The 25398-nt window shown below is 68.8% G+C and carries 16 protein-coding genes; 10 read left to right on the forward strand and 6 right to left on the reverse strand.

Translation table 11 applies throughout. The features are described 5' to 3' along the window. Window positions 1–137: 137 nt before the first annotated feature. Together AAN986_RS06605 and AAN986_RS06610 are read right to left on the reverse strand one after the other, a co-directional pair. Window positions 138–1094, reverse strand: coding sequence for a homoserine kinase (locus AAN986_RS06605; protein WP_016445800.1), 957 nt, complete (start codon window positions 1092–1094; stop codon window positions 138–140). Between the two features lie 126 nt (window positions 1095–1220). Beyond that, window positions 1221–1595 (reverse strand): hypothetical protein, encoded by a 375-nt coding sequence (locus AAN986_RS06610; protein WP_016451118.1) that lies wholly within the window; start codon window positions 1593–1595, stop codon window positions 1221–1223. A 72-nt stretch (window positions 1596–1667) separates the two neighbouring features. On the opposite strand from AAN986_RS06610, the gene polA reads away from it, so the two are divergent. The 3 genes from polA to AAN986_RS06625 all read left to right on the forward strand — a co-directional run bounded on the left by polA (window position 1668) and on the right by AAN986_RS06625 (window position 6472). After that, window positions 1668–4511 carry a DNA polymerase I gene (gene polA, locus AAN986_RS06615; protein WP_016451119.1) on the forward strand — a complete coding sequence of 948 codons (2844 nt, stop codon included), beginning with the start codon at window positions 1668–1670 and terminating at the stop codon, window positions 4509–4511. Window positions 4512–4568: 57 nt separating this feature from the next. Beyond that, on the forward strand, window positions 4569–5465 hold the full coding sequence (locus AAN986_RS06620) for a dienelactone hydrolase family protein (RefSeq protein WP_047217403.1): 897 nt from the start codon (window positions 4569–4571) through the stop codon (window positions 5463–5465). A gap of 173 nt (window positions 5466–5638) precedes the next feature. Continuing rightward, entirely contained in the window at window positions 5639–6472 is an 834-nt protein-coding gene (locus AAN986_RS06625) for a ZIP family metal transporter (RefSeq protein WP_016445804.1), read from the forward strand. A 17-nt stretch (window positions 6473–6489) separates the two neighbouring features. On the opposite strand, the gene AAN986_RS06630 is transcribed toward AAN986_RS06625, so the two are convergent. After that, entirely contained in the window at window positions 6490–7152 is a 663-nt protein-coding gene (locus AAN986_RS06630) for a response regulator transcription factor (protein WP_047217402.1), read from the reverse strand. After that, window positions 7149–8561, reverse strand: coding sequence for a cache domain-containing protein (locus AAN986_RS06635; RefSeq protein WP_016445806.1), 1413 nt, complete (start codon window positions 8559–8561; stop codon window positions 7149–7151). The genes AAN986_RS06630 and AAN986_RS06635 overlap by 4 nt, the downstream gene beginning before the upstream one ends. Before the next feature lie 638 nt (window positions 8562–9199). On the opposite strand from AAN986_RS06635, the gene AAN986_RS06640 reads away from it, so the two are divergent. After that, entirely contained in the window at window positions 9200–9670 is a 471-nt protein-coding gene (locus tag AAN986_RS06640) for a Rid family detoxifying hydrolase (RefSeq protein WP_016445807.1), read from the forward strand. Between the two features lie 27 nt (window positions 9671–9697). Further along, window positions 9698–11185, forward strand: coding sequence for an aminotransferase class V-fold PLP-dependent enzyme (locus AAN986_RS06645; protein ID WP_016451122.1), 1488 nt, complete (start codon window positions 9698–9700; stop codon window positions 11183–11185). A gap of 172 nt (window positions 11186–11357) precedes the next feature. On the opposite strand, the gene AAN986_RS06650 is transcribed toward AAN986_RS06645, so the two are convergent. Continuing rightward, entirely contained in the window at window positions 11358–12119 is a 762-nt protein-coding gene (locus AAN986_RS06650) for a LytTR family DNA-binding domain-containing protein (protein WP_047217424.1), read from the reverse strand. After that, the gene (locus AAN986_RS06655) at window positions 12100–13254 is read right to left on the reverse strand and encodes a histidine kinase (RefSeq protein ID WP_026062438.1); all 1155 of its coding nucleotides are present in this window, start codon (window positions 13252–13254) and stop codon (window positions 12100–12102) included. Before AAN986_RS06655 ends, AAN986_RS06650 begins: the two co-directional genes overlap by 20 nt. 191 nt (window positions 13255–13445) lie before the next feature. Between AAN986_RS06655 and argH the strand changes: the two genes are divergently transcribed. From argH to AAN986_RS06680, 5 genes are all read left to right on the forward strand, one after another. Continuing rightward, window positions 13446–14927 carry an argininosuccinate lyase gene (gene argH / locus AAN986_RS06660; protein ID WP_016445811.1) on the forward strand — a complete coding sequence of 494 codons (1482 nt, stop codon included), beginning with the start codon at window positions 13446–13448 and terminating at the stop codon, window positions 14925–14927. A 25-nt stretch (window positions 14928–14952) separates the two neighbouring features. Beyond that, a complete protein-coding gene (locus tag AAN986_RS06665) occupies window positions 14953–15951 on the forward strand; it encodes a Bug family tripartite tricarboxylate transporter substrate binding protein (protein ID WP_016451125.1) in 999 nt (332 codons plus the stop codon). A gap of 450 nt (window positions 15952–16401) precedes the next feature. Then, on the forward strand, window positions 16402–22464 hold the full coding sequence (locus AAN986_RS06670) for an MG2 domain-containing protein (RefSeq protein WP_047217401.1): 6063 nt from the start codon (window positions 16402–16404) through the stop codon (window positions 22462–22464). An 89-nt stretch (window positions 22465–22553) separates the two neighbouring features. Then, window positions 22554–23081, forward strand: a complete 528-nt coding sequence (locus AAN986_RS06675) for a DUF2867 domain-containing protein (protein ID WP_047217423.1) — start codon at window positions 22554–22556, stop codon at window positions 23079–23081. Window positions 23082–23287: 206 nt separating this feature from the next. Further along, a complete protein-coding gene (locus AAN986_RS06680; RefSeq protein WP_047217400.1) occupies window positions 23288–25375 on the forward strand; it encodes a BCCT family transporter in 2088 nt (695 codons plus the stop codon). Window positions 25376–25398 lie beyond the last annotated feature (23 nt).

Raw genomic sequence — 25398 nt, forward strand, 5'->3', positions numbered from 1 at the left:
AAGTCGGGGCGCCTGGATGGGGCATGGCCTCTGGCATGGGCCGCGCCGCTGGCGCCCGAACGGGGACTGTACCCGAGGAAGCGCGGCCCGTGGACCGCAAAGCCCTCCGGCTGCCGCGTCGTGGCCGGCCTGGGACGTCAGTCCAGCGCCACGGGGCGGGCCAGGCGCTGGCGCAGCACGCGCTCGAAATGCGTGGGATCGTGGGGAACGAGCATGGAGGCCTCGCGCGGCAGGTGGAAATCCCACAGGCGGGAGATCCAAAAGCGCAGCGCGCCCGCGCGCAGCATGGGGTTGAACAGTTCTCGCTCGGCGGCGGTCAGGGGGCGCACGGACTGGTAGGCATCGATCATGGCCTTGGCCTTGGCCGCGTCATGGGCGCCTGTGGCGTGTTCGATGCACCAGTCGTTGAGGCACACCGCCAGGTCGAACAGCCAGCTGTCCACGCCTGCGAAGTAGAAATCGAAGAAGCCGGTCAGGCGCTCGCCATCGAACATCACGTTGTCGCGGAACAGGTCGGCATGCACGGGGCCGCGCGGCAGCGCCGCATAGGCGGGCGAGGCGGCCACATGGTTCTGGAAGGCCAGTTCGGAGCGCAGCAGGTCGGCGGTGGGTGCGTCGATGTGCGGGATCACCGTGGGCACGGTCTCGTTCCACCAGGGCAGGCCGCGCAGATTGGGCTGCTGGCGATCGTAGTCTCGGCCGGCCAGGTGCATGCGCGCCAGCATCTCGCCCACGGCGGCGCAGTGTGCGGGCTGGGGGGTCAGCTCGCTCCTGCCGGGCAGGCGGTTGACGATGGAGGCGGGCTTGCCGCACACGCGCAGCAGGATGTCGCCGCTGCGTGTCTCGGCCTGCGGGTCGGGCACGGGAATGCCGGCCTGCGCCAGATGCTTCATCAGGTACAGGTAGAAGGGCAGTTGCTCGGCCGTCAGGCGCTCGAACAGCGTCAGCACCCACTCGCCCTGCTCGGTGGTGAGAAAGTAGTTGGTGTTCTCTATGCCGCCCTGGATGCCGCGCAGCTCCTTGAAGGAACCCAGGGACATGCGGCGCAGCAGCTCGCGCGCATCTTTGTCGGAGACTTCGGTGAAAACGGCCATGTTTGCATTGCCGGCCAGCGCGGCTCGGCGGAAATCGTTGTCGTCAGATATGGAAAGAGGGCAGCGCCGTCAGGTGCTGCCCCCTGGGATGCCGCCGGGCCCGGGGCCCGGACAGTCCGGTGAGGATCAGAACTTCTTGAGGTTCCAGACGCGCGTGCCGTTGGTGCCGTCGCCATCGCCGCGGTTGCGGGAGGAGCGGGCGCCGTCGTTGGACTGCACCTCATAGGAGGGCATGTCGCCGACCTTGGGCTGCACGGTGATGCTTCGGGTCTGGCCGCCCACGCGCAGTTCGTCAACGCGGCTGCCTTCGTCTTCCACATGGATGCGTTCCACGCGCTGGTTGCTTCGGTCGCGGGCCTCGGGCCTGGCCGTGTCCGGCGCGGTCTGCCCGGCGGTCGCCGCCGCGGGGGCGGTGGAGGCAGCCGGGGCAGGCGTGGGGTTCTGGGCCAGCACGGGGCTGGCGGCCAGGCTCAGGAGGATGAGAAGTGGAGCGGCGCGCATGGGCTCCATTGTAGGTCTTGCGGCGGGCCCTGTCCCGCCCTGTCCCCCTGCCGGCGCGTGCACAATCGGCGCATGAGCAATTCCAAGACCCTGGTGCTGATCGACGGCTCCAGCTACCTCTACCGCGCCTACCACGCCATGCCGGATCTGCGCGCCGAGCCCGGCAACCCGGAAAGCCCCGCCACGGGCGCCATCCGCGGCATGATCAACATGCTCCAGGCGATCCGCAAGGAAGTGGCGGCCGACTACGCGGTCTGCGTGTTCGACGCCAGCGGCCCCACCTTCCGCGATGCGCTCTATCCCGAATACAAGGCGCACCGCTCGCCCATGCCCGACGATCTGCGCTCGCAGATCGAGCCCATCCACGAAGTGGTCCGCCTGATGGGCTGGCCCGTGCTGGCCATCCAGGGCGTGGAGGCCGACGACGTGATCGGCACCCTGGCCAAGACGGCCGCCGCCCAGGGCGTGAACGTGGTCATCTCCAGTGGAGACAAGGACCTGTCCCAGCTGGTGGATCCCCACATCATGGTGATGGACACCATGAGCGGCAAGCGCCGCGACGTGGCCGGCGTGACGGCCGAGTTCGGCGTGCCGCCTGCGCAGATGATCGACTACCAGGCGCTGGTCGGCGATGCCGTGGACAACGTGCCCGGCGTTGCCAAGGTCGGCCCCAAGACGGCCGTCAAGTGGCTGGCCGAGCACGGCTCGCTCGACGGCCTGATCGCTGCGGCCGACGGCATCAAGGGCGTGGCTGGCCAGAACCTGCGCGATGCCATCGCCTCGGGCCAGCTGGCGCTGAGCCGCCAGCTGGTCACCATGAAGACCGACTGCGACCTGAGCGCCGAAGTGCCCACCCTGCCCGTGCTCGACGCGCTGGCGCCGCGCGAGCCCGATACCGCGCCGCTGCGCGAGTTCTATGAGCGCTACGGCTTCAAGGGGCTGGCACGCATGCTCGGCGGTGCCGCGCCCGAGCCCGATGCGCTGCAAGCCGTCAAGGCCGGCCGCAAGCCCGCGGCCAAGCCGCGTGCCGACCAGTCCACGGGCGACATGTTTGCCCAGGAGCAGGCCGAATCCGACGACGCCACCGCCGAGGCCGAGACCGCCCAGCAGCGTGCGCTGGACTACGACGTGGTGCTGACCTGGGAAGCGTTCGACCAGTGGCTGGCCAAGATCAACGCCGCCGAACTCACGGCCCTGGATACCGAAACCACCTCGCTGGACGAGATGCGTGCCGAGATCGTCGGCATCTCGCTGAGCGTGGAGCCCGGCGCCGCTGCCTACATCCCCCTGCGCCATGCCGGCCCCGACGCGCCCGAGCAACTGCCGGCCGACGAGGTGCTGCAGCGCCTCAAGCCCTGGCTGGAGGATGCCGCCCGGCCCAAGCTGGGCCAGCACGTCAAGTACGACCGCCATGTCTTCGCCAATGCCGGCATCGAGGTGCACGGTTATGTGCACGACACCATGCTGCAAAGCTATGTGCTGGAAGTGCACCGCCCGCACGGCCTGGCCAGCCTGGCGCTGCGCCACACCAACCGCACGGGCATCAGCTATGAAGACCTGTGCGGCAAGGGCGCCCACCAGATCCCGTTCGCCCAGGTGCCCGTGGACAAGGCTGCCGCCTATGCCTGCGAGGATGCCGACCAGACCCTGGACGTGCACCGCGTGCTGTGGCCGCAGCTGCAGGCGCACGACGGCCTGCGCGGCATCTACGAGCTGGAGATCGCCACCAGCGAGGCCCTGTTCCGCATAGAGCGCAACGGCGTGCTCATCGATGCCGCCACGCTGGCCAGGCAGAGCAACGATCTGGGCCAGCGCATCGTGCAGCTGGAGCAGGAGGCCTACGACATCGCGGGCCAGCCCTTCAACCTGGCCAGCCCCAAGCAGCTCGGCGAAATCTTCTTCGACAAGCTGGGCATGCCCGTGGTCAAGAAGACGGCCACCGGCGCACGCAGCACCGACGAAGAGGTGCTGGAGAAGCTGGCCGAGGACTATCCGCTGCCCGCCAAGCTGCTGGAGCACCGCAGCCTGTCCAAGCTCAAGGGCACCTATACCGACAAGCTGGCCCAGCTGGCGCTGCCGCGCACGGGCCGGGTGCACACGCACTACGCCCAGGCCGTGGCCGTGACGGGGCGCCTGTCCAGCAACGACCCCAACCTGCAGAACATCCCCATCCGCACGCCCGAAGGCCGGCGCGTGCGCGAGGCCTTCATTGCCGCGCCCGGCCATGTGATCGCCAGCGCCGACTACTCGCAGATCGAGCTGCGCATCATGGCCCACCTGTCGGGCGACGAGTCGCTGCTGCGCGCCTTCCACGAAGGCCGCGACGTGCACCGGGCCACGGCATCGGAAGTCTTCAACGTGGAGCTGGAGCAGGTCAGCAGCGAGCAGCGCCGCTATGCCAAGGTCATCAACTTCGGGCTGATCTACGGCATGAGCAGCTTTGGCCTGGCCAAGAACCTGGGCATAGAGACCAAGGCTGCTGCCGCCTACATCGACCGCTATTTCCAGCGCTATCCAGGCGTCAAGCGCTACATGGACGAGACGGTGGAATTCGCGCGCGACCACGGCTACGTGGAAACCGTCTTCGGCCGCCGCCTGTACCTGGTGGACATCAACGGCGGCAGCGGCCCGCGCAAGAAGGCGGCCGAGCGCCAGGCCATCAACGCGCCCATGCAGGGCACGGCGGCCGACCTGATCAAGAAGGCCATGGTGGCGGTGCAGGCCGAGCTCGATGCCAGGCAGTCCGAGGTCCGCGTCATCATGCAGGTGCACGACGAACTGGTGTTCGAGCTGCCCGAAGGCGAGTCGGACTGGGTGCGCACCGAGATCCCGCGCCTGATGGCCGGCGTGGCGGAACTGAAGGTTCCCTTGCTCGCCGAAGTGGGCGTCGGCCCCAACTGGGACAAGGCACATTGAGCATCACGCGCGCATCGTAGACTTGGCCGGTTCTCAACCACCACCAAGGAGAGATGCATGCGTGACGATCAGCAGCAAGACCTGAAGGCCCTGGTTCCGGGGCGCAGCAGCGAAGAGGGGCCCACGCGGCGCCTGGCATTGCAGACGGCCCTGGGCCTGGGCTATGCCGCCGCGGCCACGCCGCTGATGGCGCAGACCGCCATCTCCACGCCGGCCGACGGCCTGACGGCCGGCGAGGTGCATTTCACCGTGAACGGCTTCAAGGTGCCGGCCTACCGCGCCGCACCCGCCGGCAAGAAGAATGTGCCCGTGGTGCTGGTGATCTCCGAGATCTTCGGCGTGCACGAATACATTGCCGACACCTGCCGCCGCCTGGCGCGTGCCGGCTACCTGGCCATCGCCCCCGATCTGTATGCGCGCCAGGGCGATCCCAAGACCTATACCGAGATCGCCAAGCTCATGAGCGAGCTGGTCTCCAAGGTGCCCGACGAACAGGTCATGGCCGACCTGGACGGCGCCGTGCAATGGGCGGGCACGCAGGGCGGCGATACGGCGCGCGTGGCCATCACGGGCTTTTGCTGGGGCGGGCGCATCACCTGGCTGTATGCGGCCCATGGCCCGGTCAAGGCCGGCGTGGCCTGGTACGGCCGGCTGGAAGGCGCCAAGACCGCGCTGCAGCCACGCCATCCGCTGGAGCTGGTCTCCAGCCTCAAGGCGCCGGTGCTGGGCCTGTATGGCGGGCAGGACACGGGCATTCCGCTGGAATCCGTGGAGCGCATGCGCGAGGCGCTCAAGCAGGGCTCGGCAGCGGCCAAGGCCTCGGAGTTCGTGATCTACCCGGAGGCGCCACACGCCTTCCATGCCGACTACCGGCCCAGCTACCGCGAGCAGGCTGCGCGCGACGGTTGGCAAAAAATGCTGGCCTGGTTCAACAAGAACGGCGTCGCGCCCTGAGCTTTTTTGCGCTGGGGGGGCTTGACAGCTTCTGTAGGCTGAAACCGAGGGCACCCGACACCGTGGCCTGCTTCCTTCATGGGATCGCAGGCCACGGCTGCGATGGGGCCGGTCTTTCTGCGAGAATTCGCGGGTTTCGCCTGCAAGGGCATACGGTTGAAGCACAAATCGCTATGACATTGGTAGCAATCATTCTGGCCACCCTGGCCGCCGGTATTGGCAGCGTCTGGGTGGCCGCGTTGTTGATGGGGCTGGGAGGCAACCGCTCGCCGGGCATGATGCCGCAGCGGCTGTTGAGCCTGGCGGCGGGCGCGCTGCTGGCCACGGCCTTCATGCACCTCTTGCCCGAAGCCTTCGAGAGCGAGGCCGGCGCGCACGACCTGTTCGTCACGCTGCTGGTGGGCCTGGTGTTCTTTTTCCTGCTGTCCAAGGCCGAGCTGTGGCACCACGGGCATGAGCACGGCGCGCCGCCGGCCCATGAGCACGATCACCACGAGCATCACGATCACCAGGGCCACGCCCATGACCATTCCCATGGCCACCATCATGGCCACCGCCACGGCGGCTGGGCGGTGCTGACCGGCGACAGCGTGCACTGCTTCGGCGATGGCGTGCTGATCGCCTCCGCCTTCATGGCCGACATGCGCCTGGGGCTGATCGCGGCGGTGTCGGTGCTGGCCCACGAGGTGCCGCACCACATGGGCGACATCGTGGTGCTGCGCCAGTCCAGCTCCAACCGGCGCGTGGCCCTGATCAAGGTGTCCATGGCCGGGGCCGTGACCACGCTGGGCGGCATTGGCGGCTATTTCCTGGTCGGCCAGCTGCAGGAGCTGCTGCCGTACTTCCTGGCCGTGGCCTCCAGCAGCTTCATCTACGTGGCGCTGGCCGACCTGATTCCCCAGCTGCAAAAGCGCCTGAGCGCGCGCGAGACCGTGGCCCAGGTGGGCTGGCTGATGCTGGGCATCGTGCTGGTCACCGTGGTCAGCCGCGCGGCCCACGCGCACTGAGCGGGCGGCGTTTCAGGCTATCCCGCACCGGCCTGCACGGGCGTGCTGCCAAGCAGGTCGGCATAGTCCACGGCGTACTTGATGAAGGCCGCATGGCCGTCAATGCGCAGCTTGCGGCGCAGGTGCAGCCGGTGGGTTTCCACGGTACGCACCGAGGTGCCCATCAGTGCCGCAATCTCCTTGTTGGAGCGGCCCTCCGAGATCCACTGCAGCACGCTGGCCTCGCGCGGCGTGAGGGCGCGCCGGGGGGCGGCACCGGCGCCGTCGTCCTCGACCACGGGCTGCAGGCCGGGGCTGAAATACAGGCCGCCGGCGTAGACCCGGTCTATGGCCTCGATGAGCTGCTGCGCAGGCGCGTCCTTGAGCACATAGCCGCGCGCGCCCAGCGCCACGGCGCGGCGCACGTATTCGGGGTCCTCGTGCATGGACAGCACCAGCACGCGCACCAGCGGGAACTGATCGCGGAACAGCGCGGCCAGGTCGATGCCGCTGGCGCCCGGCATGCGGATGTCGGTCACCACCAGGTCGGGCGACAGCTCGCGGGCCAGCGGCAGGGCCTGGTCCACGCTGGCGGCCTCGCCCACGACACGGATATGGTCCGTGGCCTGCAGGCGCATGGACACGCCGTCGCGCACGAGAGGGTGGTCGTCCACCAGGAGGATGCGGATCATGGGGTTCATGCAGCGGCCTGTGGGAGTTCGAATTCCGGTGAGGGAGACAGCGGCATGCCGCCGCTGCGGTAGAGCACGGCGACCAGCCGGGTGCCCCGGGCGCCCGAGCTGATGCTCAGATGGCCGCCCAGGCCCTCGATGCGCTCGCGCATGTTGCGCAGGCCGATGCCGCCCTGGCGGTCGCGCTGCACGCGGCGCATGTCGAAGCCCTGGCCGTCGTCGCTGACCTGCAGCACCACGCGGCGGCGCTGAAAGTGCAGGCTGACGTCGATGCGCGTGGCCTGCGCATGGTTTTGCGCATTCGTCACGGCCTCCTGGGCCACGCGGAACAGGGCCGTGGCGTGGCTGGGCGGCAGAAAGCGGGTCTCGCCCCGGCAGCCGAACTGCATGCGCAGGCCGTCCTCGGCCTGCATCTGCTGGCTCATCAGTGCCAGGGCCGGGGCCAGTCCCAGGTCGTCCAGCAGGGCGGGGCGCAGGCCGTGGGAGACGCGCCGTATCTCCACCAGCGCGTGGTTGAGCTGCTCCAGTCCCTGGTCCACCATGCGCTGGGCCGTGGCCGGGTCCTGTGCGGCCAGGCGCCTGAGCTGGGCCTGGGCCGTCTCCAGCAGGAACTTGGACGAGACCAGCACCTGGACCACGCCGTCATGCAGGTCGCGCGCCACGCGCGTGCGTTCTTCCTCCTGCGAATGCACCACGCGCTGGGCCAGGCGCTGCAGCTTGGTGCTGGACACGCGGTGGTCGCTGAGATTGAACGCCAGCCCCGCCACGCCGATGAGCACGATGCACAGCGCCGCAATGCCGAAGATGCGCCAGCGCGTGGCCGCGATATTGGCCTGGGCGCTTTCGTCGATCTGGCGCAGCGCCTGCTCCACATCGTCCAGGTACAGGCCCGTGCCCAGCGACCAGCCCCATTCGGGGACCGTGGCCACGTAGGCGAGCTTGGCCTCGGTACGCAGCGAGGACGGCTTTTGCCACTGGTAGCGCACCAGGCCGCCGCCGCTGCGCGCGGCATCCAGGATGATCCTGGCGGGCCCTGCGCCGCCCGGGCTGTTGGGATCGCACAGGTCCACGCCCGACAGGCCCATCTGCCGCGCATCCAGCAGCACGTTGCCGTGTTCGTCGTAGACAAAGAAGTAGCCGTCCTCGCCGAACTGCATGCGCGCCAGCGTATCCAGCGCCTGGCGCCGCTGCACGGATGGCTCCTCGCCGCTGGACTGGATGCGCGCCAGCGCCGTGGTCGCCAGCTGCACGTAGTGCCGCAGCTCGGTCTCCTTGCTGTGCAGGTAGGCGGTCTCGACCAGCTCTCGTTCCTGGCGGGCCAGCTCCAGTGTCTGGTGTTGCACGGTCACCGCGACCAGGCCCAGGGCCAGCGCGATGGCGGCAATCGACAGAAGCGCAAGTTTCAGCGGAAGTTGCATGGGAGCCTGTGTGGGGTGCACCGACGATCTTTTCCGCCCAGTGCACGGACCTTGTCAACAGGGCTTGCGCGCATGGCGCCGGGGCCCGGCAGCGGACCTTGAATGGCGGGCGTCGTATCTGCCAATAGCCTGTGCGCGCTGCATATCCACGCGCGCAGGAAAAGGAATTTGAATATCCCAAGGAAAATGCCATGGATAATATATTTCGCGCACGAAAGAATATCCCATTGACATAGGGAATCCGATATGCATTTTCTTGGTGCGTTGTCCCCTTTTTGGGGTCTTGAATAATGGTTTTGCCGTATTGTGGTGCGCCGTCCCTCATCTGTCTGACATGCCTGGCTACGGTTGAGCAGGTTCCGTGCCAAGCCGTTGTTTCAGAAGAGAGTTATCCTGCTGCGTAGCACTGCGCAAGCGGTCCTGCGTAGTGGTGCGTAGGGGAAAATTCATTATCGAATGCTCCAGATCCCTGCCTAGAATTTCTCCGTGAAATCACTGATTCGAATCATTTTGTGTCAATGATTCATGTCGCCTTCGATGACCCAATTAAATGGTGACGAAGTGTTTCCGGGGCGCCGTTGCAGTAATGCGCGGCACGGCAGTGGCAGTTTGTATTCTTGTTTCAGAAAGGCAATACCATGGATATTCGATCGAACCTGCGGCGCGTGGCGCTGGCATGCGGTGTGGCGGCGGCGGTAGCGACGCTGGCGGGCTGCGCCGCGCCCCACAAGCGCGAGGTGCTGTCCACCACGCAGATCTATCCGGCCATCGGCCCGTATTCGCAGATGGTGGCGCATGGCAACACGATCTACTTCTCGGGCGTGCTGCCGCTGAACGCGCAGGGCACGGCCATCCAGGGCACGACCATCGAGGAGCAGACGCGCGCCGTGCTGGACCACATCGGCGCCAAGCTCAAGTCCCAGGGACTGGGCTATGAGGATGTGCTGTCCACCTCGGTCTTCATGAAGGACCTCAACGAGTTCGCCGCCATGAACAAGGTCTATGGCGAGTACTTCAAGACCGGCGCCCCCGCTCGGGCCACGGTGGAGGTGGCGCGCCTGCCGCGCGATGTGAAGATCGAAATCTCGGCCATCGTCGGCCGCCGCTGACCGCTTGCGCAACGACAGGAGGACCGCATGAACGCACGACACCCCCAGATCGCGGCCGAGCAGGCCACATCCCTGACCGCCACTGCGGCCGCCGGCGAATCCGGCTATCCCGCGCGCTGGACTTCCAAGCGCCGCGACTTCCTGCGCATGCTGGGCTACGGCACCGGCGCAGCCACGCTGGGGCCGCTGCTGGCTGCCTGCGGCAGCGGCAATGCCCAGACCTCGGCCGCTGCGCTGCGCGAGCAGCTCATGCGTGACGAGGCCTTCTGGACCGACGTGCAGAGCATGTTCATCCTCAAGCCCGAGAAGACCTACATGAACATCGGCACGGCGGGCTCCATGCCCAAGCTGGTGCTCGATGTGTTCGATACCGAAAACCGCAAGAAGGCCGCCGACTCGGGCAACGGCTACAGCAACCTGCTGGACCTGCGCAAGCAGGTGGCGCCGGGCTTTGGCGTGGATGCCGACGAGCTGGCCTTCTCGGCCAACACCTCCTCGGGCATGTGCCACGCCATCCTGGGCATCGACTGGCAGCGTGGCGACGTGGTGGTGACCACCAACCACGAGCACGGCGGCGGCGACACGCCGCTGAAGATCGCCCAGGACCGCTACGGCATCGAGGTCTCGCGCATTGCGCTGCCCGTGGGCAACAACCAGACGGCCGCCACCTACGTGAACCTGTTCGACGAGCGCATCCGCGCGCTCAAGGCCCAGGGCAAGCGCGTGCGCGCCATGATGTGGTCCTCTCCCACCTACAAGACCGGCACCATGCTGCCCATTGCCGACCTGATGGGCGTGGTCAAGGCGCACGGCCTGATCAGCATCGTGGACGGCGCCCACCTGCCGGGCATGATGGCCTACAACTATGCGGAGCTGGGCATGGACTTCATGTCGGGCGCGGGCCACAAGTGGCAGTGCGGCCCGGGCTCCACGGGCATCCTCATCATCCGCAACAAGATCCGCGCCTCCAACCCGCTGCCCCTGCCCAAGTGGTACCCGGTGCACACCAGCGCCTACCCGGCGCTGGAGCGCACGACCACGGCCAAGGAGACCTACGACATCGCCGCCTCGGTCACTTCCTGCGGCAGCGTGCACACGCCCATGTTCATGGCGCTGGCCCAGGCCTGCGCGCAGTGGGACAGCATCGGCCGCAAGAAGATCGAGACCTATGACCTGACGCTGTCGTCCTACCTCAAGGAAAAGATCGTCGAGCGCTGGGGCGTGGACTCGCTGTACTCGCCCAAGGACGATCCCAAGCTGCTGTCGGCGCTGACCTGCTTCAACCCGTTCCAGAACAAGGACGACGTGATGAACGGGACCAAGTCCTCGACCTTCGTGGCGCGCATGCTCAGCGACTATCCGCAGGGCTTCGTGATCCGCAACTCCAACTTCCCCGTGATCGGCGCGGCGGCAGACCACTACGGCGTGCGCGTGTCCACGCACCTGTGGCATGACGCGCGGGACATCGATCTGCTGGTGGATGCGATGTGGGATCTGTCTAGAAAGATGGCTTGACCCCCTGAGCCGCTTCGCGGCTTCCCCCTTCTCGCTTCGCGGAGGGGGACGACACCCTCGCTGCGGGGCGGCGCGGCCGGCATAGGCCCTTGCTCGGTGTCCCTCGCGTTGGGCCATGCTTGTGTTGGGGGCGCGCTTTTAGGCGCAGAGCGCTGTCCTCCGCCTTTCATCGTCAGCCGGGCTGTCCTTCGTCGCGGATGGCGGCGCGGACCTGGGGGAGCTGGCGGCGTGAGACCATGAGCAGTTCGGGGATGCCGTGCAGGCGCAGGGCCCAGCCTTCGCCTTCGGTGGGGTCGTCGTGGCGTTCCAGGGCGCGCAGGGCGCTGCGGGCCACCAGCGCGTTGCGGTGCACGCGCAGCAGGTGATCGGCGTGGCGGGCCTCCAGGTCGGCCAGTGCACCGTCGAGGATGTAGCTGCGGCCCACGGTGCGCACGGTCACGTATTTCTGTTCGGCCTTGAGGTAGAGCACCTCCGACAGGGGCAGGCGCACGGTGGCGCCCCGGTCCTGTATCAGCAGCACGGGGCCGCCGTCGCGTTCGGCCGTCTGGTGCGCGGCCGTGCGCGCGGCCTTGGCCAGGGCCTGCTGCAGGCGTTCGCGGCGCACGGGCTTGGTCAGGTAGTCGGCAGCATCCAGGTCGAAGGCCTCGACCGCGTGGCCGGCATGGGCGGTGACGAAGACCACGGCAGGCGGCAGCGGCAGGCGGCGCAGCATATGGGCCAGGGCCAGGCCGTCCTGGCCGGGCATGTGGATGTCCAGCAGTGCCAGCTCCACGGGGCGCGGGCCCGGTGCCTGCAGCACGGCCATGGCCTGGCGGGCGTCCGCCGCCTCGCTGACCTGGTGCGGGCCGCTGCCCGTGCATGCCTGCACGTCGGCCAGCAGGGTGCGCAGCCGCGCGCGGGCCAGGGCTTCGTCGTCAACGATCAGGATGTGCATGGTGCTTCTTCTTCGATAAAGCCTTCGTGGGTTGGCTGGCAGGCGGTGCCAGCGGCAGGCTGATGCGCACCACGAAATGCCCGTTGAGCGTGCGCGCCGTGAGGTGGGCCTGCAGGTCGTGCAGCAGCGACAGCCGGGCGCGCACATTGGCCAGCGCAATGCCGTTGCCGCGCGTGCCGGCTGCGCTGGCGGAATCGATCTCGGAGGGCAGGGTGTTGGTGATGCGCACCTCCACCAGATCGCCACGGCGCTCGGTGCGCACCTGCAGCTTGCCGCCGCGTGCGCTGGGCTCCACGCCATGGCGTATGGCGTTTTCCACCAGCGGCTGCAGCAGCAGCGGCGGCAGCAGGGCGCCGTGGGCGGCAGGGTCCAGTTGCCAGCGCACCTGCAGCCGTTCGCCAAAGCGCACCTGCTCGATGGCCAGGTAGCGCTGGGCCAGCTCGATCTCCTCGGCCAGCGTGGTCGTGCTGTGCGGCTCGGCCAGCGCATAGCGGAACAGGTCGCTGAGGTCCTCCAGCAGGGCCTCGGCCTTGGCGGGCTCGGCGCGCACCAGGGCGATGGCGCTGTTGAGCGTGTTGAACAGGAAATGCGGGCGTATGCGCGACTGCAGCTCGGCCAGCCGCGCCTGCGTGTCGGCGGGTGCGTGGCCGCGTGCGCGCAGCACCAGGGCTGCGACCAGCAGGGCTGCCAACAGTCCGCCGGACACGGCGCTGGCCAGCCAGGGGGCGCTGGTGCCGCCGGCCAGGTGCAGCATGGCGCAGGCATACAGCCCGGCCGCCATGCCCAGCAGCACGCCGGCCGCGTACTGGCCGGAGGCGGGCAGCCGCTGCAGCGGGTGCTTGAGCAGGCAGGCGGCCACCAGCCAGACCAGCGTGCCGGGCAGGCAGGCGCCGGTCAGCAGGGCCATGCCCTGCAGCCACTGCAGGGGCGAGTCGGCACCGAACATCGAGGCCGTTGCCACCACGGCCTGCACAAACAGCACGGCGCGCAGCACCACGCCTACGTTGCAGGCGTCAAAGACCAGCGCCGCAGGCAGGGGCGGGGGGGCAGTGGTGGGGGTCGGCTGGGTCGGCAAGGGGCGGCAGGTAGTGTTTCGGCGGGTGGGGTTCGCGCCGCATGCCCGGATTATGGTCATGCCGGGCGGGCCTGCACAGCGGTCACACCGCCCATGCACACCCATGCACGCCCATGCAGGCCCGTGTAGGCCCCTGCACGGGCGTGGCGCCGCCCAGGTCGATAGAATCTTCGCTTCCTGCCTGCGCCGGGGGGCGATGCCGCCCGCCGCCTGCGCTGCCTGCACAGCCCCATCGAAGATCGCGTCCTCACATGTCTGCCAATCAACCAACGTCCGCCTCGCACAACCAGCTCGATACCAAGGCCCAGGCCTGGTCCGCTCTCTTCGAAGAGCCGATGAGCGATCTGGTCAAGCGCTATACCTCCAGCGTGTTCTTCGACAAGCGCCTGTGGCAGGCCGACATCACGGGCAGCCTGGCGCATGCCGAGATGCTGGCGGCCCAGGGCATCATCGCCGCCGCCGACCATGAAGCCATCCGCAAGGGCATGGCGCAGATCACGCAGGAGATCGAGTCCGGCCAGTTCGAGTGGAAGCTCGACCTGGAAGACGTGCACCTGAACATCGAGGCCCGCCTGACCCAGCTGGTCGGCGACGCCGGCAAGCGCCTGCACACGGGCCGCAGCCGCAACGACCAGGTGGCCACCGACGTGCGCCTGTGGCTGCGCGGCGAGATCGACCTGATCGAAGGACTGCTGGGCGAGCTGCAGCTGTCCCTGGTCGAAGTGGCCGAGAAGAATGTGGACGTGATCCTGCCCGGCTTCACCCACCTGCAGGTGGCCCAGCCCGTGAGCTTTGCCCACCACCTGCTGGCCTATGTGGAAATGTTCAAGCGCGACGCCGAGCGCATGCTGGACCTGCGCCGCCGCGTCAACGTGCTGCCGCTGGGCAGCGCCGCCCTGGCCGGCACCACCTACCCGCTGGACCGCGAGCGCGTGGCCCGCACGCTGGGCATGGAAGGCGTCTGCCAGAACTCGCTGGACGGCGTCAGCGACCGCGACTTCGCCATCGAATTCACCTCGGCCGCCAGCCTGTGCATGGTGCACGTGAGCCGCCTGTCCGAAGAGCTGATCATCTGGATGAGCCAGAACTTCGGCTTCATCCGCATCGCCGACCGCTTCACCACGGGCTCGTCGATCATGCCGCAGAAGAAGAACCCCGACGTGCCCGAGCTGGCACGCGGCAAGACCGGCCGCGTGGTCGGCCACCTGATGGGCCTGATCACCCTGATGAAGGGCCAGCCCCTGGCCTACAACAAGGACAACCAGGAAGACAAGGAGCCGCTGTTCGACACGGTGGACACCCTGAAGGACACGCTGCGCATCTTCGCCGAGATGATCGGCGGCCAGGCCGATCCGGCCACGGGCGGCAAGAAGGGCGGCATCACCGTCAACGCCGAAGCCATGCGCGCCGCCGCTCTCAAGGGCTACGCCACGGCCACCGACCTGGCCGACTACCTGGTCAAGAAGGGCCTGCCCTTCCGCGACGCGCACGAGACCGTGGCCCATGCCGTCAAGCTGGCCTCGCAAAAGGGCGTGGACCTGACCGAGCTGCCGCTGGCCGAACTGCAGGCCTTCAATCCCGGCATCGAGGCCGACGTCTTCGAGGCGCTCAGCCTGGAAGGCTCGCTCAATGCGCGCAACACCCTGGGCGGCACGGCGCCGGCCCAGGTGCGCAAGCAGCTGGCAGGCCACCAGGCGCGCTTGAACGCACGCCTGAACGCGCGCCTGGGCTGATCCCCCCGTTCGCCGGAGCCACGCCATGACATCCTCCCGCCGCCAACTGCTGACGGGGGCGCTGCGCGCCGCCGGCGCAGTGACCGCCGTTGCCGCCTCGTCCGCCCTGGCCCCGCTGGCCTGGGCCCAGCCGGGGCAGGCCATTCGCATCCTCGTGGGCTTTCCGCCGGGCGGCGGCACCGATGCCATCGCGCGCCTGCTGGCCGACCGGCTCAAGGACGTGCTGGGCACCACGGTGCTGGTGGACAACCGCCCCGGCGCGGGCGGCCAGATCGCGGCGCAGCAGCTCAAGGCGGCTGCGGCCGATGGCCACACGCTGTTCCTCACGCATGACCACACCATCTCCATCCTGCCCCAGGTGGTGAAGAAGCCGGGCTTCGACCCGGCCCATGACTTCGTTCCCGTGGCCGGCTTTGCCACCTTCGTGAACGCGCTGGCGGTCTCCGCCAGCACGCCGGCGCGCAACCTTGCCGAGTATGTGGAGTGGGTGCGCCAGGGCGCAAAGCGCGGCAGCATAGGCATACCCGCGCCCGCGTCCACGCCGGAATTCCTGGTCAGGCTGCTGGGCGAGCACTACAGGCTGGACCTGGTGGCCGCGCCCTACCGGGGCAGCGCGCCCATGCTGGCCGACATGCTGGGCAACCAGATCCCGGCCGGCATCGCCTCGGTGCAGGACTTCATGGAAAACCACAAGGCCGGCAAGCTGCGCGTGATCGGCGTGCTGGGCACGCGCCGCCAGGCCACCATGCCCGAAGTGCCCACGCTGGCCGAGCAGGGCGTCAAGGGCTTCGAGGACACGCCCTACTACGGCATCTACGCGCCGCGCGGCACGCCCCAGGCCTTCATCGACCGCTTCTCCGCCGCCGTGGCCACCGTGCTCAAGCAGCCCGATGTGCACGAGCAGCTCACCGCCCTGGGCCTGACCGTGGGCCACATGCCGCCCGCCCAGCTGGCCGAGCGCGAGCAGGCCTATACCCAGGTCTGGAAACGCATCATCCAGACCAGCGGCTTCCAGCCGCAGTAAGACAGGCGGACTGCGGGGCGACAGCCTCCGCGGCCGGCAGGCGCTGTGAACCGGCAAGCGCTGTGTCTTGGTGCTGCCATCGCCGGGGTTGGCAGCGCAGCGTGTGGCGCGAATCCTTGTGATCAGACATATATGACGCCCTTGTGCGCCGATGTCTTACAGATGGATACACCGCAGACCCGGTTCCGGGCACCCGCAGCAGGGCCTGCAGCGGATGCGGGCCGGTATCATCCCGCGCAGTGGTTTTCAGCCGCAGCGGATGCGGCCCTGCATTCGGCGCATGCGGGCGGCGGGCATCTGCCTCGTTGCAGCCCTTGCCGCCGAGCCCTGCCGCAGCGCAGGGCTTTTCATTTGCAGCCTGTGCACCGTGCACGGCGCGCGCCGCAGCGCTGAAAGCCTGCTCATTCCAAGAAAACACCGGGCCATCTGAGCCCGACAGAAGGGATTGCCATGGGGGTGCTTCGCACGACAGCGATCAAGGGGTTCCAGAGTCCGCCGGCGCACGGCCGGCCCTGGGGCCGGTGGGGTTTGGGCCTGCTGCTGGGATCGGCGGCGCTGGCGGCGCAGGCCGTGGGCGTGCGCCAGTTCAGCCCGCAGGGAGAGGTGGCCAAGGTCGAGCAGGTGGTGGTGCAGTTCGATGGCACGGCCGTGCGCTTTGGCGACCCCAAGGCGGCCGCGCCGGTCACGCTCAGCTGCAGCGATGCGGCGGCTACCCAGGGCACGGGCCGCTGGAACAGCGACCGCGAATGGGTGTTCGACTTCAAGCAGGCCCTGCCGCCCGGTGTGCGCTGCACGGCCCAGCTGGTGGCCGGCTACAAGTCGCCTGCGGGCACGGCCGTGACGGGCGCTGCCAGCTACCAGTTCCAGACCGGCGGCCCGGCCGTGCTGGACATGGCTCCCGACACCTATGAACAGATCGACGAGGAGCAGTACTTCGCGCTGCGCCTGTCGGGCCCGGCCACCGTGCAAAGCCTGCAGCAGCACATGTGGTGCACGGCCGAAGGCGTGGGCGAGCGCATTCCCGTGCGCCTGATCGAAGGCAAGGAGCGCGACGAGCTGCTCAAGCACCGCGGCTGGGACAAGGCCGCTGCCAAGAACCCGCTGCAGTACGCCACGCTGGCCTGCAACCGCCGCCTGACGGCGGGCACGACCATGAAGCTGGTCTTCGGCGCCGGCATTGCCACGCCCAACGGCGTGGCCAGCCGCCAGGACAAGCGCTTCGAGTACCGCGTGCGCGAGCCCTTCGCCGCCGAGTTCAGCTGCGAGCGCGAGAACGCCCAGGCCGCCTGCCTGCCGATCCGTCCCATGCGCCTGCGCTTCAATGCCCCCGTGCCGCGCAAGCTGGCCGAGGGCATCCGCCTGAGCAGCGGCGCCTCCAAGGTGGCGCCCGTGATCGACAGCGAATACGGCGAAAAGCTCAGCGAGGATTCGCTGGTGCAGAACCTGAGCTTCCCGGCCACCATGCAGGCCCAGGCGCGCTACACGGTGGAGCTGCCTCCGCAGTTCAAGGACGCGGCAGGCCGCAGCCTGAGCAATGCCGACATGTTCCCGCTGCAGGTGGCCACGGGCGCGCTGCCGCCGCTGGCCAAGTTCGCGGCCTCGCCCTTCGGCATCGTCGAGCGCTACGCCGAAGGCCCGGACGGCCCGGCCCTGCTGCCCGTGACGCTGCGCAATGTGGAGTCCGAGCTGGCCACCAGGTCCCTGGATGCCAGCCGCGTGAGCACCAAGCAGCCCGGCAGCGATGCCGAGATCATCGCCTGGATGCGCCGCGTGGCCGACTACGAGTCCTCCGACATGGACCGCAAGCGCGCCTCGCGCGACATCAAGGGCCCGCTGCCGCCCGTGATCGACAACGAAAACCGCGACTATGTGCAGACGCGCATGCTGTCGCTGCTGGCCGGCCAGGGCGACGTCAAGACGCTGGAGTTGCCCAAGCCCGTCAAGGGCGATCCGCGCCCCTTCGAGGTGGTGGGCATTCCGCTCACGCCGGGCTTTCATGTGGTCGAGATCGCCTCGCCGCTGCTGGGGCAGTCGCTGCTCGACGAGCGCTACGGCTCGGCGCGCAGCATGTATGTGCGCACCTCGGCCCTGGTGACCAACCTGTCCGTGCACTTCAAGCTCGGCCGCGAGAACGCGGCCGCCTGGGTCACCACGCTGGACAAGGGCCAGGCCGTGGCCAATGCCAGGGTCCAGGTCTCCGACTGCAATGGCAAGGTGCTGACCTCGGCCACCACCGATGCCAGCGGCGTGGCCCGCCTGGACGGCCTGTCGCCCGAGCCGCCCCAGTGCACGGGCGGTGTCGGCTACCGCTCGCCGGCCTACTTCGTCAGCGCGCGCGCCCAGGGCAAGGACGGCCAGCAGGAGCTGGCCTTCACCTGGAGCGACTGGCAGCGCGGCATCGAGTCCTGGCGCTTCAACGTGCCCACCAGCCGCAGCGCCCAGCGCGACGAAGTGGCCCACACCATCTTCGACCGCACGCTGCTGCGCGCCGGCGAGACCGTGTCCATGAAGCACCTGATGCGCACCCAGACCGGCATCGGCCAGGGGCAGGGCGGCTTTGCGCTGCCCGAGCAGCGGCCCACGCAACTGGTCATCACCCACGAAGGCAGCGGCCAGCAGTACACGCAGCCGCTGCAGTGGCGTTCCACGGGCACCGGCGGCCTGAGTGCGGAAAACAGCTTCTCCGTGCCCAAGGGCGCCAAGCTGGGTTCGTACTCCGTGGAGCTGCGCGGCGAGGGCAACGGCTCGCGCGGGCGCAGCAACCGCTTCGGCACGGGCAGCTTCCGTGTCGAGGAATTCCGCCTGCCCGTGCTCGAAGGCCGCGTGGGCCCCGAGGGCAAGCAGGCCCTGGTCGGCGTCTCCAGCCTGCCGGTGCAGGTGCAGGTGAACTACGTCTCCGGCGGGCCGGCCGCCAACCTGCCGGTGCGCGTGTCCGCCCTGGTGCGCTCCACCTGGATGGACCGCAGCGACTGGCAGGGCTTCAGCTTCTCGGCACCGCGCAGCGCCCAGGACACGGGCCAGAGCGATGACGAGGAGGCCACAGCCTCCCAGGACAGCAAGGTGGTGGCCGACAAGCTGCCCGTGACGCTGGACCGTGAAGGACTGGGCAAGCTCAAGATCGAGAACCTGCCCAAGCTGCGCGAGCCGCGCGAGCTGCTGATCGAGGCCACCTATGCCGACCCCAATGGCGAGGTGCAGACCCTGCGCAGCACGCAGATGCTGTGGCCCGCGGCCATCGTGGCCGGCGTGCGCGCCGAAAGCTGGATCACCACGGGCCGCAAGCTGCAGTTCCAGGCGCTGGCGCTGGGCGTGGACGGCAAGCCCCAGGCCGGCGTGCCGGTCAAGGTGGAGGCCATCTCCCGCGTCACCACCAGCAGCCGCAAGCGCCTGGTGGGGGGCTTTTACAGCTACGACAACCAGACCGCGCTCCAATCCATGGGCACGGTGTGCACGGGCAACAGCGATGCCCAGGGCATGGTGCAGTGCGAGGCCCAGCTGTCGCAGCCCGGCGAGGTGGAGCTGATCGTCACCGCCTCCGACAAGGACGGCCGGCCCGCCCAGGCCGCCTCCAGCGTCTGGGTCACGCGCCAGGGCGAACTGTGGTTCGGCGGCGAGGACCATGACCGCATGGACGTGCTGCCCGAAAAGCGCAGCTACGAGCCCGGCGAGACCGCGCGCTTCCAGGTGCGCATGCCCTTCCGCTATGCGACGGCCCTGGTCGCCGTGGAGCGCGAAGGCATCGTCAGCACCCAGGTCATGCAGCTCAATGGCCAGAACCCCACCGTGGAGCTGAAGGTCCAGCCCGACTGGGGGCCCAACGTCTACGTGAGCGTGCTGGCCCTGCGCGGGCGGCTGCGCGAGGTGCCCTGGTACAGCTTCTTCACCTGGGGCTTCAAGGCGCCGCGCGAATGGTGGAACGCCTTCTGGCACGAGGGCAAGGAATACATCGCGCCCACGGCCCTGGTCGATCTGTCCAAGCCCGCCTACCGCCTGGGCATGGCCGAGATCCGCGTGGGCACCAAGGCCCATCGCATCGACGTCAAGGTCACGGCCGACCAGGCCAGCTACCAGGTGCGCGGCACCGCCAAGGTCACCATCAGCGCCACGCTGCCCGACGGCAAGCCCGCCGCTGGCGCCGAGGTGGCCCTGGCGGTCGTGGACCAGGCCCTGCTGGAGCTCATGCCCAACACCAGCTGGCAGCTGGCCGACGCCATGCTGCGCCGCCGCGAGTGGGGCGTGCAGACCTCGACCGCGCAGATGGAGGTGATCGGCAGGCGCCACTACGGCCGCAAGGCCGTGGCCGCTGGCGGCGGCGGTGGCCGCAGCCAGACGCGCGAGCTGTTCGAGACGCTGCTGCTGTGGAATCCGAGCGTGGTGTTGGACGCCCAGGGCAAGGCCCAGGTCAGCGTGCCGCTCAACGACTCGCTGACCACCTTCCAGGTGGTGGCGGTGGCCGACCATGGCGTGTCGATGTTCGGCACGGGCCAGGCGCCCATCCGCACGGCCCAGGACCTGCAGATCATCAGCGGCCTGCCGCCGCTGGTGCGCGAGGAGGACCAGTTCCGTGCCATGGTCACGCTGCGCAACACCTCGGCCAAGGCCATGAAGGTGCAGGTCACGCCGCGTGCCACGCTGCTGGAGCTGGCAGCGCAGACCGTGGAGATTCCCGCGGGCGAGGCGCGCGAGGTCGCCTGGAACGTCACGGCCCCGGCCCAGCTGGGCCAGACGCGCGCCGAGGCGCTGATCTGGGAGATCGAGGCCCGCGACACCGCAGGCGGCGACAAGCCGGCCAGCGACAGGCTGAAGGTCAGCCAGCGCATCATCCCGGCCGTGCCGCTGACGGTGCAGCAGGGCACGCTGATGCAGGTCGATGGCAGCGTCAACCTGCCCGTGCAGCTGCCGGCCGACGCGCTGGCCGGCCGCGGCGGCCTGCGCATGTCGCTGGCGCCCAAGCTGGCCGAAGGCCTGCCGGGCGTGCGCGACTGGTGGGCGCGCTATCCCTACAGCTGCCTGGAGCAGGTCACCAGCAAGGCCGTGGGCATGAGCGACGCCACGCTGTGGCAGTCCACCATGGGACAGCTGCCCAGCTACCTGGACAGCGACGGCCTGGCCAGCTACTTCCCGCTGGCCGGCGACGGCTCGGGCCGTGCGGCCCGCGGCAGCGATACGCTGACGGCCCACCTGCTCAACCTCTCGGCACTGGCACAGGGCGTGGACAAGCGCTTCGTGCTGCCGGCGGCCGAGCGCGAGCGCATGGAAAACGGCCTGATCGCCTTCGTCGAAGGCCGCATCCAGCGCAGCTTCTGGAGCCCTCGCAAGGACCTGGACATGCGCAAGCTGGCCGCCATCCAGGCGCTGGCGCTGACGGGCCGCGCCAATCCGCGCATGCTCGACAGCATCACCATCGCGCCCAACGACTGGCCCACGCATGCCGTCATCGACTGGGTGGCCCTGCTCAAGCACATGCGCGAGCTGCCCCAGCGCGAACAGCAGCTGGCCCAGGCCCAGCAGATCCTGCGCGCCCGCCTGAGCTACCAGGGCACGCGCGTGGCCTTCAGCAACGAGCAGGACGACCAGTGGTGGTGGCTGATGCAGGGCCCCGAGGTCAACCTGGCCCGCCTGATGCTGGTCAACATGGACGACCCGACGTGGAAGGAAGAGCTGCCGCGCCTGGCCAACGGCTTCATCTCGCGCCAGAGCAACGGTGCCTGGGGCACGACCACGGCCAACCTGTGGGGGGCGCTGGCACTGCAGCGCTTCTCGCAGCAGTTCGAGGCCACGCCCGTGACGGGCGCCACCCAGGCGGCTTTGGGCGCGTCCCAGGCCCGCGTGGAGTGGAGCCAGGTCACGCGCATGCGCGCCAGCGACAGCGAGGGCGCGGCGCACCAGGCGTCCAGCTTCGGCGCGACCACGGTGGTCGGCGGCCTGCGCAACAACACCATGTTCCTGCCCTGGAGCGCGGTGGGCGAGGCCCGCAAGGGCCAGCTGACGGTGACCCAGCAGGGCACCGGCAAGCCCTGGCTCACGCTGCAGTCTGTGGCGGCCGTGCAGCTGAAGGCGCCGTTCAGCGCCGGCTACACCGTCACGCGCACGGTCAAGCCCGTGGAGCAGGCCGACAAGAGCCTGCCCGCAGGCCAGTACTCGCGCGGCGACGTGCTGCGCGTCACGCTGGAGGTGCAGGCCCGCACCGACATGACCTGGGTGGCCATCACCGACCCCGTGCCCACGGGCGCCACCATCCTGGGCGGCGGTCTGGGGCGCGACTCGGAGATCGCCTCGGGCGGCGAGCGCGCAGAAGGCGCGGGCTGGCTGGCTTATGAAGAGCGCAGCTTCGAGGCCTACCGTGCCTACTACCAGTACCTGCCCAAGGGCAATACGCGCGTGGAGTACACCGTGCGGCTGAACAATGCCGGCGACTTCGCGCTGCCGCCCACGCGGGTGGAGGCACTGTATGCGCCCGAGATGTTCGGCGAGGCTCCCAACGCCCGCATCAAGGTGGGCGACAAGCGCTGATGCAGCGTTGATGGCGCCCTGACAAGGGGGCGGCCCTGCGGCCTATGATGGCTGCAGGACCGCCCCCTTTTTTCATCACCCTCCGCTCCATGGCACAAGTCATCCTCTCCCCGGTTCCCGCGGGCAGCGCCCTGCAGGACCGCCTCAAGACCGCCTATTTCCACGACAGCTACCAACTGCAATTGCCGGACGACGGCAGCAGCCCCATGGCGCTGTACCTGCGCTGCGTGGGCCGCACGCCGGGCTGGATCGACTTTCTGATGCGCCTGCGCAACCGCGTGGTGGCGCCCTTCGGCATCAAGGACCTGGGCACGCTCAGCGGCGTGGACGCGCAGCGCGCCGCGTCCAGCTACCGCGTGGGCGACCGCGCCGGCATCTTCCGCATCCATGCGCTGAGCGACAGCGAGGTGGTGCTGGGCGACAGCGACCGGCACCTGGACGTGCAGGTCTCCCTCATGCGGCTGCCCGGCCCCGAGGGCACGCCGTCCGCCACCTTCACCGCCGCCATGTCCACCGTGGTCCATGTGCACAATGCCTTGGGCCGTATCTACATGCTGGGCGTGGCGCCGGCGCACCGCGTCATCGCCCCGGCCGTGGTGGCCAAGCTGGCCGGCTGACCTGGCCTGAAGGCATCACGTCAGCAAAACGGAAGCCTTCAGGGCCTGCGTCCGACGCGGGCAGACGCGAAGAGTCACGATACTTGCGGCCTTTGCCCGGCGGACATACCCCGAGCAGGGAACGCGGCCCGCCCCACAAGGGCAAGGCCGCCACCATTGCGAATCGGTTCCCGGGCACACCATTGATCACAAGAGAGAGAGGGTCTATGCCAGACATGAACACCGATCCCCGCACGGCGCCACCGGCAGCTCCGCCACCGGATGCGCCGCAGGCGGCCACGCCATCGCCTGCAGAGCCTGCACCGCGCATCACGTTCTCGGGCCCCGTCGTCATTCCTTCCCTGCTGGTGCTGGGCCTGCTGCTGCTGTACTGCGGCTTCATGCCCGACAGTGCCGACCGGCTGTTCTCCAGCGCCCAGGCCTGGGTGGTGGGGCACATGGACTGGTTCTATGCCGTCTCGGTCACGCTGTTCCTGGTCTTTCTGATCTTCGTCGCGTCCAGCCGTTTCGGTGATATCCGCCTGGGTCCCGATGATGCGGAGCCCGAGTTCAGCTTCATCTCCTGGACCGCCATGCTGTTCGCCGCCGGCATGGGCATCGGCCTGATGTACTTCGGCGTGGGCGAGCCGCTGCAGCATTTCCTCAAGCCGCCCACGGCCGTGCCTTCCACGCCGGCCGCCGCGCGCGAGGCCCTGCAGTCCACCTTCTTCCACTGGGGCTTCCATGCCTGGGCCGTCTACGGGACCATGGGCCTGGTGCTGGCCTACTTCGGCTTTCGCTACAACCTGCCGCTGACCATGCGCTCGGGCCTGTACCCGCTGCTGGGCAAGCGCATCAACGGCCCCATCGGCCACAGCGTGGATGCCTTCGCGCTGGTGGGCACCATCGCGGGTATCGCCACCACGCTGGGCTACGGCGCGCTGCAGCTGGCCGCCGGCCTGCACACCCTCACGGGCTGGGACACCTCTGCGGCGGCTTTCCGCATCGCGGTCATCGTCATCGTGGTCTGCCTGGCCGGGCTGTCGGCCGTCTCGGGCCTGGACAAAGGGGTGCGGCGCCTGAGCGAGTTCAACCTCATGCTGGCCTTCATCCTGCTGGCCTTCGTCATCGTCGCCGGGCCCACGGTCTTCCTGTTCGAGGCGCTGAGCGAGAACATCGGCAACTACGTGTCTGGCCTGGTGCAGCTGTCGTTCCGCACCTTTGCCTACGAGCCGCCCAGCCAGGAAGGCTGGTTCGGCGGCTGGACCATCCTCTACTGGGCCTGGTGGATCTCCTGGTCGCCCTTCGTGGGCATGTTCATCGCACGCATCTCGCGCGGGCGCACCATCCGCCAGTTCGTGACCGGCGTGCTGCTGGTGCCCACGGCCTTCAACCTGCTGTGGATGACGGCCTTCGGCAACAGCGCCATCTGGATAGACACCCACGTGGCCATGGGCGCGTTGGGGCAGACGGCCTCGAACGTGGATGCGCTGCTGTTCCGCTTCTTCGAGTACCTGCCCTGGTTCAAGCCCGTGGCCTGGCTCACCATCGTGCTCATCGCGGTGTTCTTCGTCACCTCGGCGGACTCCGGGGCCTTCGTGGTGGACAACATCGCCTCGCGCGGCCATGCGCGTTCGCCGGTCTGGCAGCGGCTGTTCTGGGCTGCCGTGCTGGGCGCGACGGCCATGGTGCTGATGCTGGCCGGCGGCCTCAAGGCACTGCAGGCCATGACCCTGGTGGCGGCCCTGCCGGTGGCCGTCATCATGCTGGCGCTGTGCTACGGGCTGTGGCGCGGCCTGCTGGCCGACCGCGCGCACTTCTCGCCCGACCTGGCTCCGGCCACCAGCTTCTGGAGCGGCCAGCACTGGCGCAAGCGCCTGGAGCAGATCGTGCACCAGCCCTCGCGCACCGATGTGCGCAGGTTCCTGGCCGGCGTGGTGCTGCCCGCCATGAACGAGGTGGCAGCCGAAATGCACAAGCGCGGCGTCGAGGCGGTGGTCACCGAGGACCTGGACGGCGAGGGCGCCGTGCGCCTGACCGTGCCCGATCCCTCGCTGCGCGACTTCGTCTACGGCGTGCGCGCCACGCGCCGCACGGTGCCCACCTTCCTGGTGAGCGAGGCGGCCAACGAGCAGGAGCGCCGCCATGTCTACGAGCCCATCACGTTCTTCGAGGACGGCCGCCTGGGCCACGACATCCAGTACCTGCGCAGCGAGGAAGTCATCGCCGACATCCTGCGCCACTACGAGCGCTACCTGTCGCTGAGCGCCGACCAGCGCACGCATCTGCTGAACCGGGCGCCGGGCCACAGCTGAGCCGTGCCTGGCAGCGCCGCCGT

Source organism: Delftia sp. DS1230 (assembly GCF_040112715.1).
In the GTDB taxonomy this organism is placed as follows: Bacteria; Pseudomonadota; Gammaproteobacteria; order Burkholderiales; family Burkholderiaceae_C; genus Comamonas; species Comamonas tsuruhatensis.

What these genes read in the sequence shown, in the direction of transcription:
- AAN986_RS06620 (WP_047217403.1), top strand. Translation starts at nt 4,569, where the DNA reads ATGCGTGACGATCAGCAGCAAGACCTGAAGGCCCTGGTTCCGGGGCGC.
- AAN986_RS06655 (WP_026062438.1), bottom strand. Translation starts at nt 13,254, where the DNA reads ATGACCATAATCCGGGCATGCGGCGCGAACCCCACCCGCCGAAACACT.
- AAN986_RS06680 (WP_047217400.1), top strand. Translation starts at nt 23,288, where the DNA reads ATGCCAGACATGAACACCGATCCCCGCACGGCGCCACCGGCAGCTCCG.
- AAN986_RS06630 (WP_047217402.1), bottom strand. Translation starts at nt 7,152, where the DNA reads ATGAACCCCATGATCCGCATCCTCCTGGTGGACGACCACCCTCTCGTG.
- AAN986_RS06610 (WP_016451118.1), bottom strand. Translation starts at nt 1,595, where the DNA reads ATGCGCGCCGCTCCACTTCTCATCCTCCTGAGCCTGGCCGCCAGCCCC.
- AAN986_RS06645 (WP_016451122.1), top strand. Translation starts at nt 9,698, where the DNA reads ATGAACGCACGACACCCCCAGATCGCGGCCGAGCAGGCCACATCCCTG.
- AAN986_RS06625 (WP_016445804.1), top strand. Translation starts at nt 5,639, where the DNA reads ATGACATTGGTAGCAATCATTCTGGCCACCCTGGCCGCCGGTATTGGC.
- AAN986_RS06650 (WP_047217424.1), bottom strand. Translation starts at nt 12,119, where the DNA reads ATGCACATCCTGATCGTTGACGACGAAGCCCTGGCCCGCGCGCGGCTG.
- polA (WP_016451119.1), top strand. Translation starts at nt 1,668, where the DNA reads ATGAGCAATTCCAAGACCCTGGTGCTGATCGACGGCTCCAGCTACCTC.
- AAN986_RS06665 (WP_016451125.1), top strand. Translation starts at nt 14,953, where the DNA reads ATGACATCCTCCCGCCGCCAACTGCTGACGGGGGCGCTGCGCGCCGCC.
- AAN986_RS06675 (WP_047217423.1), top strand. Translation starts at nt 22,554, where the DNA reads ATGGCACAAGTCATCCTCTCCCCGGTTCCCGCGGGCAGCGCCCTGCAG.
- argH (WP_016445811.1), top strand. Translation starts at nt 13,446, where the DNA reads ATGTCTGCCAATCAACCAACGTCCGCCTCGCACAACCAGCTCGATACC.
- AAN986_RS06605 (WP_016445800.1), bottom strand. Translation starts at nt 1,094, where the DNA reads ATGGCCGTTTTCACCGAAGTCTCCGACAAAGATGCGCGCGAGCTGCTG.
- AAN986_RS06670 (WP_047217401.1), top strand. Translation starts at nt 16,402, where the DNA reads ATGGGGGTGCTTCGCACGACAGCGATCAAGGGGTTCCAGAGTCCGCCG.
- AAN986_RS06640 (WP_016445807.1), top strand. Translation starts at nt 9,200, where the DNA reads ATGGATATTCGATCGAACCTGCGGCGCGTGGCGCTGGCATGCGGTGTG.
- AAN986_RS06635 (WP_016445806.1), bottom strand. Translation starts at nt 8,561, where the DNA reads ATGCAACTTCCGCTGAAACTTGCGCTTCTGTCGATTGCCGCCATCGCG.